At 70.8% G+C, this 14,988-nt stretch carries 12 protein-coding genes; 4 read left to right on the top strand and 8 right to left on the bottom strand.

The window, feature by feature from the left end:
• Window positions 1–46: 46 nt before the first annotated feature.
• From LWW89_RS14710 to otnI, 4 genes are all read right to left on the bottom strand, one after another.
• Window positions 47–835 carry a FadR/GntR family transcriptional regulator gene (locus LWW89_RS14710; RefSeq protein ID WP_293265468.1) on the bottom strand — a complete coding sequence of 263 codons (789 nt, stop codon included), beginning with the start codon at window positions 833–835 and terminating at the stop codon, window positions 47–49.
• Between the two features lie 197 nt (window positions 836–1,032).
• Window positions 1,033–2,124, bottom strand: a complete 1,092-nt coding sequence (locus LWW89_RS14705) for a YeeE/YedE family protein (RefSeq protein WP_293265466.1) — start codon at window positions 2,122–2,124, stop codon at window positions 1,033–1,035.
• A 366-nt stretch (window positions 2,125–2,490) separates the two neighbouring features.
• A complete protein-coding gene (locus LWW89_RS14700; RefSeq protein WP_293265464.1) occupies window positions 2,491–3,804 on the bottom strand; it encodes a glycerate kinase in 1,314 nt (437 codons plus the stop codon).
• A 106-nt stretch (window positions 3,805–3,910) separates the two neighbouring features.
• Window positions 3,911–4,753, bottom strand: coding sequence for a 2-oxo-tetronate isomerase (gene otnI, locus LWW89_RS14695; protein ID WP_293265462.1), 843 nt, complete (start codon window positions 4,751–4,753; stop codon window positions 3,911–3,913).
• Between the two features lie 137 nt (window positions 4,754–4,890).
• Here otnI and LWW89_RS14690 point away from each other — a divergent pair, with 137 nt between their 5' ends.
• A complete protein-coding gene (locus LWW89_RS14690) occupies window positions 4,891–5,460 on the top strand; it encodes a cob(I)yrinic acid a,c-diamide adenosyltransferase (protein WP_293265460.1) in 570 nt (189 codons plus the stop codon).
• A 571-nt stretch (window positions 5,461–6,031) separates the two neighbouring features.
• Window positions 6,032–6,613: a hypothetical protein gene (locus LWW89_RS14685; protein WP_293265458.1), complete on the top strand. Its 582-nt coding sequence runs from the start codon at window positions 6,032–6,034 to the stop codon at window positions 6,611–6,613.
• 137 nt (window positions 6,614–6,750) lie between these two features.
• Here the strand turns inward: LWW89_RS14685 and LWW89_RS14680 are convergent, their stop codons facing one another.
• From LWW89_RS14680 to aroG, 4 genes are all read right to left on the bottom strand, one after another.
• Window positions 6,751–8,889, bottom strand: coding sequence for an EAL domain-containing protein (locus tag LWW89_RS14680; protein WP_293265456.1), 2,139 nt, complete (start codon window positions 8,887–8,889; stop codon window positions 6,751–6,753).
• A gap of 108 nt (window positions 8,890–8,997) precedes the next feature.
• On the bottom strand, window positions 8,998–9,861 hold the full coding sequence (locus LWW89_RS14675) for a decaprenyl-phosphate phosphoribosyltransferase (RefSeq protein ID WP_293265454.1): 864 nt from the start codon (window positions 9,859–9,861) through the stop codon (window positions 8,998–9,000).
• 13 nt (window positions 9,862–9,874) lie between these two features.
• A complete protein-coding gene (locus LWW89_RS14670; protein WP_293265452.1) occupies window positions 9,875–11,413 on the bottom strand; it encodes a glycosyltransferase family 39 protein in 1,539 nt (512 codons plus the stop codon).
• Between the two features lie 220 nt (window positions 11,414–11,633).
• The gene (gene aroG, locus LWW89_RS14665; RefSeq protein ID WP_293265450.1) at window positions 11,634–12,749 is read right to left on the bottom strand and encodes a 3-deoxy-7-phosphoheptulonate synthase AroG; all 1,116 of its coding nucleotides are present in this window, start codon (window positions 12,747–12,749) and stop codon (window positions 11,634–11,636) included.
• A gap of 140 nt (window positions 12,750–12,889) precedes the next feature.
• On the opposite strand from aroG, the gene LWW89_RS14660 reads away from it, so the two are divergent.
• Window positions 12,890–14,095 carry a PA0069 family radical SAM protein gene (locus LWW89_RS14660; protein WP_293265449.1) on the top strand — a complete coding sequence of 402 codons (1,206 nt, stop codon included), beginning with the start codon at window positions 12,890–12,892 and terminating at the stop codon, window positions 14,093–14,095.
• Window positions 14,096–14,181: 86 nt separating this feature from the next.
• Window positions 14,182–14,925, top strand: a complete 744-nt coding sequence (locus LWW89_RS14655; protein ID WP_293265448.1) for a retropepsin-like aspartic protease — start codon at window positions 14,182–14,184, stop codon at window positions 14,923–14,925.
• Window positions 14,926–14,988: the final 63 nt, after the last annotated feature.

Raw genomic sequence — 14,988 nt, 5'->3', positions numbered from 1 at the left:
TTCGTGTCGTCATGGATTCAAGCGGGCCTGGCTCCGGCAAGCGGCGTCATGGTCCGGGCTCCTGGCGCAGGCACGCCGCGGCCAGGTCGCTGGCGATGTCCTCGCCCAGGGCGATGTCGAGGCGGGCGGCGGTGGCCGACAGGTGCTGGAAACTGGCCGCCCGGGCCGCCGCCGGGTCGCCGGTGGCGATGGCGTCATAGATGGCCCGGTGCTCGTCCTGCAAGGCCTGGGTGCGGCCCAGGGCATGCTGTTCCGGGGCCCAGGAGAGGCGCCGGGATTCGGAGAACTGTTTGGACAGGAAGCCCACCAGGTCGCGCATCATGGGGTTGCCGGTGGCGGCCGCCACCGCGCCGTGGAAGGCGTCGTCGTCCCGCCCCCCGTCGCCGTGGGCCGCCACCGCGCCGGCCATGCGCCCCAGGGCGGCGGCCATGGCCTTCAGGTCCTTGGGGCGCCGCCGCCGGGCGGCCAGTTCGGCGACGCCGATCTCCACCAGGGTGCGCAATTCGAAGATGTGGGCAAGACGCTCCCGGGCGCCACGCCGGTCCTGGTCGGCGGGCACGTCGAAGGCCAGCCGGCTCGGGGTGTCGGCCACGAACACGCCGGCCCCCTGGCGGGAAATCACCAGCCCGTCGGCCTTCAGGCGGGCCACGGCCTCCCGCACCATGGGACGGGAGACACCGAACTCGGCGCACAGGTCCTTCTCGGTGGGCAGACGGGCCCCGGGGGCCAGGTCGCCGCTACGGATGCGCCCGGCCAGGGCCAGGTGCACCGCCTCGGAGCGGCGGGTGCCGGCGGATTCGGGAGCGGAAAGGGGATCGGGAACGGCGACGGCCATGGATGAGCAACTTGTCTGACAAGTTGCTCATTTCAGCACGTACTTACGATTACGTAAACACCAAAAAGGCCAGGGCCAAGCCCCGCGCCCGGCCACGGATGGGCAGCCCCAGCCGCCCCACGGGCCCACCGGGGACCGGCGCAACCGCAGCAACCCAACCGCTGGGGTGCGGGAGCTACATCATGAGCGGCGCCGGATCAGCCGGCCTGGGGCGCCAGGCGCCCCCGGGGCTGGTCGATCCAGTAGTCGGCCAACACCGCGCCGAGCCACATGGCCACCAGGGTGAGCCAGGACGTGAGGGCGAAGATGGCCGCGCCGGAGATACCCGCCCCCACGGCGCAGCCGCCGGCGAGCATACCGCCGAAGCCCATCAGCACCGCCCCGGCGATGTAGCGGCGCATCATCTCGCCGCCCTGGAAGCCTTCGAGCTTGAGTTCGCCGCCGCGCCAGGCGGCCAGGAAGGCGCCCAGCACCACCCCGGGCACCAGCCCGGTGTCGAAGCCCAGGGGCTTGGTCAGGGGGGCCAGCACCTGCATCAGCATGTCCGCCGAGGGGCCGGTGAACGACAGGCTCTGCACCGGCAGGGGTTCGAAGCTCTGGCCGGCCAGGGTGGCGGTGAACCACCAGGCGGCGGCCACCACCGCCCCCACCCCCACCGCCGCCAGGCTCATCGGCACGGACAGCCGGGCGCGGCGCAGCGCCACCCCGGCGGTGCCCAGCCACAACAGCCCCACCGCCAGGCCGCCGCCGTGGCCCAGGGAGGCCAGGGCGAGCAGGTCCCGGGCGCCGCCGTCCACGGTCCACCAGCCGGCCAGGGCGTTGCGCAGGGGAGCCAGGAGGCCGGACAGGGAGGCCTGGGCGGCCACGGCGAAGACCAGGCCGGTGAGCAGGGCGCGCAGGTTGCCGGTGGCGGCCACCACCAGCTGGCGGCTGGCGCAGCCCCGGGCCAGGATCATGCCGGCGCCGAACAGCAGCCCGCCGATCAGGGCGCCGGACAGGCTGCCCCGGGCGGCCAGCTGGCGCGCGCCGGAGACGTCGAGCCAGCCGGCCAGGATCAGGGCCTGGGCGGCCACCACGGCGGTGGCGAAGGTGAGCAGCCACACCGCCACCCGGCGCGCGCCCTCGCTGCCCGGCGCCAGCCATTCGCCCCGGGCCACCGCCACGGTGGCGGCGCGCAGGCAGAAGCGGGACCGCTGGGCCAGAGCGCCGAACAGCACCCCGATGCAGGCGCCCCCGGCCACGGCCACCGGGCGCTCGCCCAGGGTTTCCAGCAATCCCCACCAGTCCATGCTCCACCTCGTCCCGGCCGGGCCGGGAAAATCATTACATTAGGAAATCATGATAATTCAGGTGCCGCCGTAGCGTTTGAGGTAACGCAAAGCGAGCGGCCGCAGCAGGTGGCCGCGCACCGGGACGCCGCTGGCGATACTTGAATTTTCTTCATGTATTGCAGCAGCAAGATCGCCAAGGTCCAATACTGGCGCGGACCTTTTTTTTTCATCGGCCCGATGTATTAATTTTATTAATACATGGCCCGGCCGGCACGGCCGATGCCGCCCGCCGGCCGTGACGCGTCGAGGCCAGATCAGTCCGAGCGCGTCTAGGCATTCCCTGATACGTCCAGACGCCTTCAGGCGCGCCCCGGCCAGCCCAGGTCAGAGCACCAGGATGGCGCGGAAGTCGTTGACGTTGGTACGGGTCGGGCCGGTGACGAGCAGGTCGCCGGTTTCGTGGAAGAAGCCCCAGGCGTCGTTTTCGTCCTGCTTGACCAGGGCGTCCACGCCCCGGTCCCGGGCACGGGCCAGGGTGTCCGGGGTGACGACGGCGCCGGCGTTGTCCTCGGAACCGTCGATGCCGTCCGTATCGCCGGCCAGGGCCCAGATGCCCTCGGCGCCTTGCAGGGCCAGGGCCAGGCCGAGCAGGAACTCGGTATTGCGCCCGCCCCGTCCGTTGGGATTCTTGAGGGTGACGGTGGTCTCGCCGCCGGACAGCAGCACGCAGGGCGGCTGGGCCGGCAGGCCGTGCAGACGGCTGGAGACGGCCAGGCCGGCGAAGGCCCGGGCCACCTCCCGGGATTCGCCGGCAATGGCGTCGCCCAGGATCAGCGGCGTGACCCCGGCGGCCCGGGCCACGTTGGCGGCGGCGTGCAGACTCAGCATGGGCGCCGCCACCAGGTGGTAGTCGTGGCGGGCCAGGCGGGGGTCGCCGGGCTTGACTGACTCCGACTCGCCCTCGCCGGATTCGAGCAGGGCGCGCACCGCGTCGGGCACGTCGATCTCGTAGCGGCACAGGATGGCCAGGGCATCGGCGCAGGTGGAGGGGTCCGGCACCGTGGGGCCGGAGGCGATCACCGAGGGGTCGTCGCCGACCACGTCGGAAATGGCCAGGGTCAGCCCCGGCGCCAGCGATGCGGCGGCCAGCCGGCCGCCCTTGACCGCCGAAAGGTGCTTGCGCACGCAGTTGATCTCGTCGATGGCGGCGCCGCAGGCGAGCAGTTCCTTGGTGAGGGCCCGCTTGGTGGCCAGGTCGATGCCCGGCAGGGGCGCCGCCAGCAGGGCCGAACCGCCGCCGGAAAGCAGCACCAGCAGCCGGTCGTTCGGGGTGAGGGTCCGCACCAGGGCCAGCATCTCGGCGGCGGCGGCTTCGCCGGCGGCGTCCGGCACCGGGTGGGCGGCTTCCACCACGCGGATGCGGCGGGTCGGCGCGCCGTGGCCGTAGCGGGTCACCACCATGCCGGAGAGGCCGGACAGATCGCCGTGCCAGTGCTTTTCCGCCCAGGCTTCGACGGCGGCGGCCATGGCGGCGGCGGCCTTGCCCGCGCCCACCACCACCAGCCGCCCCGAGGCGTGGGCCAGGGCGGTGGGATCGGGCAGGAAGCGATCGAGGAAGGGCGGCAGCACCACCGCCGGGTCGGCGGCGGCCACGGCGGCGTCGAACAGCTCGCGCAGCAAGTCGCGGGGAGAGGTCATGGCAAGGCTCCGGAAAATCGGGTCGGTGGCGGCGCCGGGAGGCATCCGGTTGGAGGGCGGAACGTGCGGGGAATTCATCCATCCCCTTCACTCATCTGCGCCGCCTTTACGCCGGCAGCGGCGGTCGATCCCGACGGCGGTAGGGGGCGAACCAGCCCAGGCCGGCCTCGGTGCTGGCAGCCGGCTTGTATTCGCAGCCGATCCAGCCGTTGTAACCGAGGCGCTCCAGGGTGGCGAAGAGGAAGGGATAGGCGATCTCGCCGCTGCCCGGCTCGCCCCGGCCCGGGTTGTCGGCCACTTGCAGGTGGCCGATGCGCGGCGCGGCGCCGGCCAGGCCGTATTCCAGGGTGCGGGCCAGGCCATATTCCAGCGTGCGGGCCAGGTCGCCCTCCATGATCTGGGCGTGGTACAGGTCGTACTGGACGCGGACGTTGGCCTCGCCGATCGCGTCGAGCAGGGCGAAGGCGGCCCGGGGCGAGTCGAGCCAGTAGCCGGGCATGTCGATGCGGCTGTTGATCGGCTCGATCATCAGGGTGATGCCGTCCGCCGCCAGGACGCGGGCGGCGTGGCGGATGTTGGCCAGGTAGGTGGCGCGCACCGCCGCCGGATCGGCGCCGGCCGGAGGAATGCCGGCCATGGCGTGGAGCCGGGTGCAGCCGAGGGCTGCGGCGTAGCGCCGGGCCAGGTCCAGGCCGGCGCGAAAATCCGCCTCCCGCCCGGGCAGGGCCGCCAGGCCCCGCTCGCCGCCGGCCCAGTCGCCGGCGGGCAGGTTGAAGAGGGCCTGGGTGAGATCGTGGGCCGTCAGCCGGGCACGGATTTCCTCGGCGGCGACGTCGTAGGGGAACAGGTACTCGACCCCGGCAAAACCCGCTTGGGCGGCGGCGGCGAAACGGTCGAGAAAGGGCCGGTCGGCGAACAGGAAGGTCAGGTTGGCGGCGAACTTGAGCATGGCGGCTGGCGTGGTCTGAGCGGGCGGCCGCGCCGCCCCCGGCCGGCACGGCAACAGCCGCGGGCGGCACCGGGCGGCGCGAGTCGCTATAATCCCGAGTGTTTTCGTCAACCATCAACGAAGGTCAGGATTAGATCATGGGCAACCGTCTTTCGAAAATCGTCACCCGCACCGGCGATGCCGGCACCACCGGCCTGGGCGATGGCTCCCGGGTGGACAAGGACAGCCCGCGCATCGACGCCCTGGGCGAGGTGGACGAGCTCAATTCCCTGGTTGGCGTGCTGCGCGCCAGCGCCCTGCCCGCCGCCATCGAGGCCCGGGTGCAAGAAGTGCTGTCGGTGGTCCAGCACGACCTGTTCGACCTGGGCGGCGAGCTGTGCATCCCCGGCGCCACCGCCGTGAAGACCGAGCAGGTGGCCCAGCTCGAAGCCTGGGCCGAGGAGTTCAACGCCAGCCTCACCCCGCTCAAGGAATTCATCCTGCCCGGCGGCACCCTGGCCGCCGCCCACGCCCACCTGGCCCGCACCGTGTGCCGCCGCGCCGAGCGCAGCGTGGTCCGCCTGGCCCACCACGAAGCGGTGTCCGACCAGGCCCGCCAGTACCTGAACCGTCTCTCCGACCTGCTCTTCATCCTCGGCCGCAGCCTGAACAAGGAAGCCGGCGGCAGCGACGTGCTGTGGCGCCACAACCGGGGGCATCAGGGCTGACGCTCCCTGGGCGCCGTTCGCTGGCGGCACGGCGCCCGATTTTCCCTGCCCGAGGCGTCGCCGGGAAACGCCCGCTGTGCCCCTGGATGGAGGTCATGTGGGCCCCTCGAATACTTCCGCGTCCCGCCTCCCGCCTCCCGCCTCCCGCTTTCCTTCCTGCTTCCTGCTTCCCGCCTCACCGTTGCCTGCACCGGACATTGAGTGCCGGCGCCGCCTCTGTCTCTTCTGGCCGAGGCGCGGCATGACCAGCGGGGCGCTCCGCCGTCCGGCGGCGTCATCCCCAAGCCTTCCCGCTTTCCCGACACTCAGGGCAACTCCCCGCAAAGCGGCACCAATCCTCGCATTCCGGCACCCCTGGCCGGAGATCGGCGCGTGGCGCGGCATTCCACGCCCCCTATCCGGAAACCCAATAGGGGCGCGGGGTTTGTACAATGCGCCGCCGTCGTGGGGCCATGGGGAAGTGTTCGGATCGGCACTGCGCCCGCCCTCCCCCCTGCCTCCCTGCCACTCCCGCACCGCCATTCCCGCGCACGGCCGGAATGGGGGCAATTTCCCACCCCAGGAAACCGCCTTGTTCGAACTCCTCAACGTCCTGTACCTCGGCGCCACCGTCGCCGCCCAGAGCCTGACCATCGTCGCCAATGCCACCAGCGACATCCCGTTCCAGGAGGGCGTGCGGGTCTACGCGGTGCGAATGAAGCAGCAGGCGCCGCTGTGGGCCGACCACTGCCTCTACGACGGGGTGATGGTCGAGTTCGCCCGGGACTGGGAAGAGGTGCAGCCCATCACCGGCGTGGTCCAGCCCCCGGCGCCGGACAAGCCCGTGGGCTACGCCCTGATCCTCACCACGGAAAATTGCCCGGACAAGCCGGAGCACAAGATCTTCAGCACCGGCGAGCGCTTCTTTCCCCTCTTCGGCAGGCGCTACGTGATCCGCGACGGCAACCGCATGGACACCCTGGACTACGCCACAGCCCGGGAGGAGCTGCGCCCGAAATGGATGCCCCAGGTGCTTCGGACCCTGGCCGCCGACGCCGGGAACAACCCGGTCGCCCGGGACTTCCTAGCCGAGATGGAACGGCGCGAACAAGCAGCCGCACCGCGCCAGCAAGGCAGCACGGCGCCGGAGGCCGCGGCGGACCAGGCGCAGTAAGGGGAACGGAAGAACAGAAGGGGAGAAAGCAGCAGGCGCCCGCCAGGGCGCCTAGAAAGCCGACGACGTCGGCAGTACCGCTGCAATTGGTACGGCCTAGCGCGCCTCGGCACGAACCACGCCGGCGCCGGGCAGGTTCAGCCGGCGACTTGGGCCAGTACGCCGGGCAGGTTGTTCAGGTAGCCCGGCAGGTCGGCGGCGGCCAGGGGCTTGCTGAAGAAGTGGCCCTGGATTTCCTGGCAGGCCCGGTCGCGGAAGAAACCGGCCTGGTCGGCGGTTTCCACCCCTTCGGCCACCACCTTCAGGTCCATGCGCTGGGCCATGGAGATGATGGCGTCCACGATCACCGCGTCGTCCTTGTTCTCGGTGACCTCGGAGACCAGGGAACGGTCGATCTTGAGGGTGTCCACCGGCAGGCGGCGCAGCACGTTGAGGTTGGAATAGCCGACGCCGAAGTCGTCCAGGGTGATGCCGACGCCGAGCTTCTTCAGGTCGGAGAGCACCAGCAGGTTGCGTTCCCCGTCCTGCATCAGCACCTGCTCGGTGAATTCCAGCTCGAAGTATTCGCCGGACACGCCGGCCTCGGCCAGGATGCGGGCGAAGTTGGCGGCAAAATCCGGCTGCTTGAGCTGGGCGGCGCACAGGTTGATCGACACCCGCACCGGGGGCAGCCCGGCGCCGCTCCAGACGGACACCTGCCGGGCGGCCTCGGCCAGCACCCACAGGGACAGGGGCACGATGAAGCCGCTTTCCTCCGCCAGGGGGATGAAGTCCCGGGGCAGCAGCAGGCCCCGCTCCGGGTGGTGCCAGCGGATCAGGGCCTCGACGCCGAGCAGGCGGCCGGTGGGGTTGTCCACCTGGGGCTGGTAGAGCAGTTCGAATTCGCCCCGCTCCAGGCCCTGGCGCATGTCGTGCTCCAGGGACAGGCGCGACAGGGCGCCGGACTCCAGCTCGGGGCTGAAGAACTGGAAGTTGTTGCGCCCCACGCTCTTGGCCCGGTACATGGCCAGGTCGGCGTGGGTGAGCAGGGTGTCGGCCAGTTCGCCGTCGTTGGGGAAGCAGGCGATGCCCACGCTGGCGGAAATGGACAGGTCGTCGCCCTTGTGGCGGAACGGGCGGGCCAAGGCGGCCACCACCTTTTCCGCCACCCGGCCGGCATCCTGAGGCGTGCGCAGGGCGGGCAGGAGGATGACGAACTCGTCGCCGCCGAGGCGGGACACGGTGTCCTCGGCGCGCACGCAGGACAGGAGGCGCCGCGACGCTTCCTGGAGCACCTGGTCGCCGACCTTGTGGCCCAGGGAATCGTTCACCAGCTTGAAGCGGTCCAGGTCCGTGAACAGCACGCCCACGGTCTCGCCGGCGCGGCGGGCGTGGATCAGGGCCTGCTCGAAGCGGTCGGAGAAAAGCACCCGGTTGGGCAGGTCGGTCAGGGCGTCGTAGTGGGCCAGGTACTGGATGCGGGCCTCGGCCTCCTTGCGCTCGGAGATGTCGGTCCAGGCCACCACGTAGTTGCTGATGCGGCCGTCGGCGTCGCGCACCACGTCCACGCTGCGCCATTCCGGATACAGTTCGCCGCTCTTGCGCCGGCTCCACAGTTCGCCGCGCCAGTGGCCGGTGTCGCGCACGGTGCGCCACAGGGCTTCGAGAAAGGCTTCGCCCTCGATGGCACCGTCCAGGTCGAGCACGTGCAGGCCCAGGACTTCGCTGCGCTCGTAGCCGCTGATGCGGGTGAAGGCGTCGTTGGCGTCCACCACGGTCAGGTCGGCATCGGCGATGAGAATCGCCTCGCTGCTGGCGGCGAACACCTGGGCGGCCAGTTTCTGGCGGGATTCGAGGGCGGCGGTATAGGCCAGGGGGCCGAGCACACCGAGCAGGCAGTCGACCTGCACCGGCTTCAACACGTAGCGGTCCACGCCGATCTCGATGGCCGCGATCAGGGCGTCGGCCTCGGAATGGCCGGTGGCGATCACCACCGGCGTGGCCGGGCTTTCGGCCTTGATCGCCCGGGTCAGGGCCAGGCCGTCCAGGCCGGGCATCACCAAGTCGGTGATGACCACGTGGGGGCGATGCTCGCGGAAGCGGGCCAGCCCCTCTTCCCCGTTGCCGGCCTCGATCACCGCGCCGACCCGCTTGGCCAGCGGCAGGGCCAGGGAAGCGCGGATCACCGGATCATCCTCCACCAGCAGCACGGTCAGGGACTGCAATGGGTCGGCCACCGGCGCGATGGCCAGGGGGACCTCGTCGGGGGAGGGTGGGGGCTGGGGAACGGCGTTCATCGCATCAGGAGTGCAGCCGGGCCGGATATAAAGGGCATGATTTTATCCTTTCGACATGTCGCCCGCCAGTCACCCCTGACGAACGGCATAGCCAGCCCGGAATCGTATTCACGCCAGCAGCCAGACCACCGCCGCCAGCCACAGGGCGCCGGTGACCAGCAGGTGGGGGTCGAGGATCTCGGTGGTCGGGTCGCCGCCGCCGCCGCGCCGGTGCAGCAGGAACAGGTAGCGGAAGATGCCGTACACCACGAAAGGCACCGTGTAGACCAGGTAGCGGGTGCCGTGCAGGGCCACGGTCTCGGCGCTGACGGTGTACAGGCTGTAACTGACGATGGTAGCGGCGGCGCAGATGGCGATGAGCTGGTCGAGCAGCACCGTGTCGTAGTCGTTGAGCACCTTGCGGTGGCTGCCGGCCTCGTCCTCCAGGGCGTTCAACTCGGCCCGGCGCTTGGCGAAGCCGAGGAACAGGGTGACCATCAGCCCGCACAGCAGCAGCCAGTAGGACGGCACGATGCCGATGCCCTTGGTGCCGGCCAGGATGCGCAGCATGAAGCCGGCGGCGATGATCGACACGTCCAGCACCGGCACGTGCTTCCAGCCCAGGGAATAGCCCAGGTTGAGCCCCAGGTAGGCGGCGATGACCAGGAACAGGGGGCCCGACACGCTGGCGGCCAGGGCCAGGCCGGCGACGGCGCAGGCCAGCCCCAGGGCCAGGGCGGCGCCCGGCTGCACAGTGCCGGCGGCCAGGGGGCGGCGGCGCTTGCGCGGGTGAAGCCGGTCCTGCTCCCGGTCCATGTAGTCGTTGCCCACGTAGATGCTGGACGCCGCCAGGGAGAAGGCGGCGAAGGCCAGCAGGGCGGCGCGCAGCAGGTCCGGCTGGCCCCAGCTGTGGGAGAACAGCACGCCGACGAAGACGAAGCCGTTCTTCACCCATTGCAGGGGGCGCAGCAGTTGCAGGTAGGGGCGGAACATGGTCGGCGCCCGGTCAGCGGCAGGTTTCGCCGGGGAAGTACTTGTCGGCGAAGTAGCAGGCGCTCATCGGCAGATAGGCCGGCACCCGGTACCAGCGGTCCTTGACCTGGCGCAGCACCGTGTCCCGGTAGGGCTCGTAGCGGAAGCCCTGGCCGAGCACCAGATAGAAGGTCACCCCGTCCAGATCGAACTGCTTGAGCTCGACGCGGCGGAAATAGGGGCGGTAGTCGTCCAGGTTGGGCTCGGACTTGCGCACGGTGAGGATGTTCTTGCCGTCCAGCTCGCGAAAGTCGGTGTAAATGTCGTCGTGGCGGGCGTGGGACGAGCCCGGGCCGAAGACGATGAAGTAGCGCTGGGCGTCGTAGCCCAGGGTCACGGCGTTGGAATAGCCATCGCTGGCGAAGACGTAGTCGGCCTCGTAGGGCTTGAGCTCGGCCAGCAGTTCCTGGGACTTCACCGTCAGCACCACCCCGTCGTACCACTTGGTGGACTTCCACCAGCTGATCGGCGCCTCCACCACCACCCCCAGCACCACCATATGCACCAGGGCAAAACCGGCCAGCCAGCGCGACAGCCGGGGCAGGCGCCCGTCGGGCAGGCCGCAGGCGGCGGCCACGGCGAGCAGGGGGGCGAAGGACAGCAGCCAGTGCAGGCCGATGGTCTTGCCCACCGACATCAGGCCGAACAGGACGAAGGGAATCAGGGCCAGCCAGTACAGGGCGCGCACCCCGGCGTCGCGCCGCCCGGCCTCCAGCACCGCCCGGGTGTCGCGCCACAGGAAGGCCACCAGGAAGGGGGTGAGCACGTAGAGCAGGGTCACCGCATAGGTCACCGGGTGCTGCCAGCTGATGCCCGAATTGTTGCCCTCGTGGCGGTTGAAGGCGTTGAACATCACGTTGGCCCAGCCGTGGCCCTGGTTGTACCAGATGTTGAGGATCGGCCCGGGCAGGGCGAACAGCACCAGCAGGAACAGGCCGGCCCAGCGCTTCTCGTCGCGGCGCACCGCCACGGTGTGGATCACGTAGGCCACCCCGAGCAGCACGGCGAAGTATTTGGAGAGGAAGGCCAGGGCGAGGAACAGGCCGGCGGCAGCATGGCTGGCCAGGCATTGGCGGCGCAGGCCGGTGACGTAGGCGGTGACCGACAGCACCGACCAGAAGATCAGGGGGATGTCGGTGGTGATCAGCACGTTCACCACCGAGGCCGGCATCAGCAGGGTGAACAGGGCGGCGTAGCCGGCCCGCTCCTCCCCCGCCGGCTTGGCCAGGGTCCAGGCGCAGGCCGCCACCGGGATGGGCAGCAGCAGGGCCGGCAGGCGGATGGCCCACTCCGCGTGGGAAATCTTGAGCAGCAGGGCGATCCACCAGCCGACCATGGGCGGGTGGTCGTAGAAGCCCCAGTCCGGGCGCACGCCCCACCAGTAGAAATAGGCTTCGTCGCCGGTGATCGGCAGTTTCCACGACAAAAAGCCACGGAATACGTAGAGCAGGACCAGCCCCAGCCAGACGGCCGGAGATGCCAGGGGGTTGGCGGTACGGAATGGAGTGGTCACGGGCGAGGAAGACAGAAACGGGTTCGGACAGGATTCGGATAAACGAAACCGGACCGGGGCGGCCTGCGGTGCAGGTCCGGCCGGTCCGGTCCGCGCTCGCCGCTCCCGGCCGGGCCGGGGAACGGGAAAACTGCGGGATACAGCGCGATGCGGGGTGCTACGGGGTACTGCGCCCCGCCAGCCGGGCGAAACGCCGGACGGCGGAGCCCGTGGGGCAAGATCAGGCGCTCGCCTCCACCAGGCGGCGGGCGCGCACGGCGGCGGCCAGCTGCTCCAGGATGGCGGCGCTGTCGTCCCAGCCGACGCAGGCGTCGGTGACGCTCTGGCCGTAGGTCAGGGCCTGGCCCGGCACGTGGTCCTGGCGCCCCTCGACGATGTTCGACTCGACCATCACGCCGATGATGCGCTCCTCGCCGCCGGCCAGCTGGGCGGCCACGTCGGTGCTGACGTCCATCTGGCGCTTGTACTGCTTGCTGCTGTTGCCGTGGGAGAAATCGACCATCACCCGGGCGGCCATGCCGGCGGCGGCGATGTCCTTGCAGGCCACGTCCACGCTGGCGGCGTCGTAGTTGGGCGCCTTGCCGCCACGCAGGATGACGTGGCAGTCCTCATTGCCCAGGGTGGAGACGATGGCGGTGTGGCCGGACTTGGTCACCGACAGGAAATGGTGCGGGCTCTGGGCGGCGCGGATGGCGTCCACGGCGATCTTGACGTTGCCGTCGGTGCCGTTCTTGAAGCCCACCGGACACGACAGGCCGGAGGCCAGCTCGCGGTGCACCTGGGATTCGGTGGTGCGGGCGCCGATGGCGCCCCAGGCGATCAGGTCGGCGGTGTATTGCGGGGTGATGGTGTCGAGGAACTCGGTGGCGCAGGGCAGGCCCAGTTCATTGACGTCGAGCAGCAGCTTGCGCGCCAGGCGCAGGCCCTCGTTGATGCGGAAGCTGCCGTCCATGCGCGGATCGTTGATCAGGCCCTTCCAGCCCACGGTGGTGCGCGGCTTCTCGAAATAGACGCGCATCACCACCAAGAGGTCGTCCTGGTGCTGGCGGGCCTGGGGTTCCAGGCGGCGGGCATAGTCCAGGGCGGCGTCGGTGTCGTGGATCGAACAGGGGCCGACCACCACCACCAGCCGGTCGTCGGCGCCGTGCAGGATGCGGTGGATGCCCTGGCGGGCCTGATAGGTGATCTGGGCCGCCCGGTTGCTCAGGGGGTATTCGCGAAACACGTGGGCCGGCGGTACCAGTTCCTTGATCTCCTTGATGCGGACATCGTCGGTGACCGGCTTGGACGCGTTGCCGGCGGAGGTGTGGGCAAGGGCGGCGGAGTGGAGCGACATGGCGGTGATCCCGGAAAAAAGCGCGTTCTTAGCGAGAACGACGCGGCGCGAACGGCGGGGAAACGTTCGATTCTACCGGAGCCGGGCGGCCTCGGGGCAGCCCCCCGGCATCGCCGGCCGCCCGGTTCTATACTGCCTCCATGGATCGCCCCGACCGCCGTCCCCCGCCACCGCCTGCCCAAGACCCCGCGGCACCGGCCCGCCCCGCCCCCCGGGGCCGGGGCAGCGCGGCCAACGTCGCCGGCCGTTTCGACGCCTGGCAGCGGGACCGGCCGGACGAGGTGGTGGAAGCCGATCGGGTGGGCTGGGAGCAGGCGCCGGACGAGGCGCCCCTGCTGCCCGACCCGCGCACCCAGCTGCTGATCGACACGGCCCGCACCGTGATTGCCCGCAACGAGTCGCCGGACCTGCCCTTCGACCGCTCCATCAATCCCTACCGGGGCTGCGAGCACGGCTGCATCTACTGCTACGCCCGGCCCAGCCACAACTACCTGGGGCTTTCGCCGGGCCTCGACTTCGAGACCCAGATTTTCCACAAGCCGGACGCCCCGGAACTGCTCGCCGCCGAGCTGGCCCGGCCCGGCTACGTCTGCGCGCCGATCGCCCTGGGGGTCAATACGGACGCCTACCAGCCGGTGGAACGCCAGACCCGGCTGACCCGACGCATCCTGGAGGTGCTGCTCGCCTGCCGCCACCCGGTGTCCCTCATCACCAAGAGCGCCCTGATCGAACGGGACATCGACCTGCTCGCCGCCCTGGCGGCGGAAAACCTGGTGACCGCCGCCGTCTCCCTGACCGGCCTATCGGCCGAACTGGCGCGCCATCTCGAACCCCGAGCCGCCTCGCCCCAGCGGCGCCTGGCGGCGATCCGCGCCCTGGCCGAAGCCGGCGTACCGGTGGGGGTGTCCTTCGCCCCCCTGATCCCCGGGCTCAACGACCACGAACTGGAAAAGGGCCTGGAGGCGGCCCGCCAGGCCGGCGCCGCCTGGGCCCACTACGGCGTGCTGCGCCTGCCCCATGAGGTGGCGCCCCTGCTCGAGGACTGGCTGGCGCGCCATGCCCCGGGCAAGGCCGCCCGGGTGATGGCGGTGCTCTACGACATGCGCGGCGGCCGGCGCAACGACCCGCGCTTCGGCCACCGCCTACGCGGCCTGGGCCATTACGCCGAGCTGATGGGGCAGCGCTTCCGCCTCGCCCGCAGGCGGCTCGGCTTCACCAGCCCGCCGCCCCTGGATTGCAGCCGCTTCATGCCGCCGCCCCAGCCTGCCCAGGCTGCTGTGCCGCCCCGTTCCGCCGCCAAGCGCCGCCGGGCGAATGGGGAAGATTCGCAACTTTCCCTGTTCTGATGCCGCGAGCATCGCCCCAACCGGTTCCCCTCGGCCGGCTTTCATGCCAGCATGGCCGCCCACCATCACGCGGGGTACGGCCGGCCATGGCGAGCGACGACAGGGAAGCATCGGGACAGGAACGCCTCCAAGAGGCTAGCCAAAACCGCTTCCGCCTGAGCGAAGGGGAAAAGGAACGGCGCCTGCAAACGGTGCGCGGCGCCCTGGCCCGCAACACGCCGCACACGCCAAACACTGGGGCACGGGCAGGAAGGCCGCCCGGGACCTCGACCCTGGCGGCCCTGTGTTTCGTCCTCGGCCTGGGCGCCCTGCTCTTCGCCTTCTTCCTCTGGCTGGGCAGCCCGGCCGTGCGCCAGGCCGGCGGGCAGATCGAGATCACCGTTCCCGCCGCCCCGGACGGGCACCACTACATCGACGGCCGGATCAACGGCCGGCCGGTCAGCTTTCTCATCGACAGCGGCGCCAGCGTCGTCTCGGTCAGCCAATCCCTGGCCGACCAGCTGGACCTCGGCCCCGGACGCGGCGCCACCTTCATGACCGCCGCCGGGCCGGCGGCCGGCCGCATGGTGGCGAGCCAGCAGGTGTCCGCCGGCGGCATCGGCCCCCTGCCCCTGTCGGTCGGCGTCATGCCCGGCAGCCAGCCCATGGCCCTGCTCGGCCAGAATTTCCTGCGCCACGTGGAAGTCGTCCAGGCCAACCGGCGGCTGATCCTGCGCGGCCCGGGCCAGGCCCCGGCCGTATCCCCGGCCCAGGCCCAGCCCGCCTGGGTCGCCCTGGCCGGCGTGGCGCTGCTCGCCATCGGCCTGGTGCTGCGGCATCGCGCAGCCTGAGCTTGTCCCGGCTGCCTGGAGCGATTGTCTAGCCCGGTTGCCGGGCCAGGCGGCTAGCGGCGA

This window comes from Oryzomicrobium sp., from assembly GCF_021287045.1.
Classification (GTDB): Bacteria; Pseudomonadota; Gammaproteobacteria; order Burkholderiales; family Rhodocyclaceae; genus Oryzomicrobium.
The sequence above is the reverse complement of the archived record's forward strand: the minus strand, read 5'-3'. Positions and strand labels throughout refer to the sequence as shown.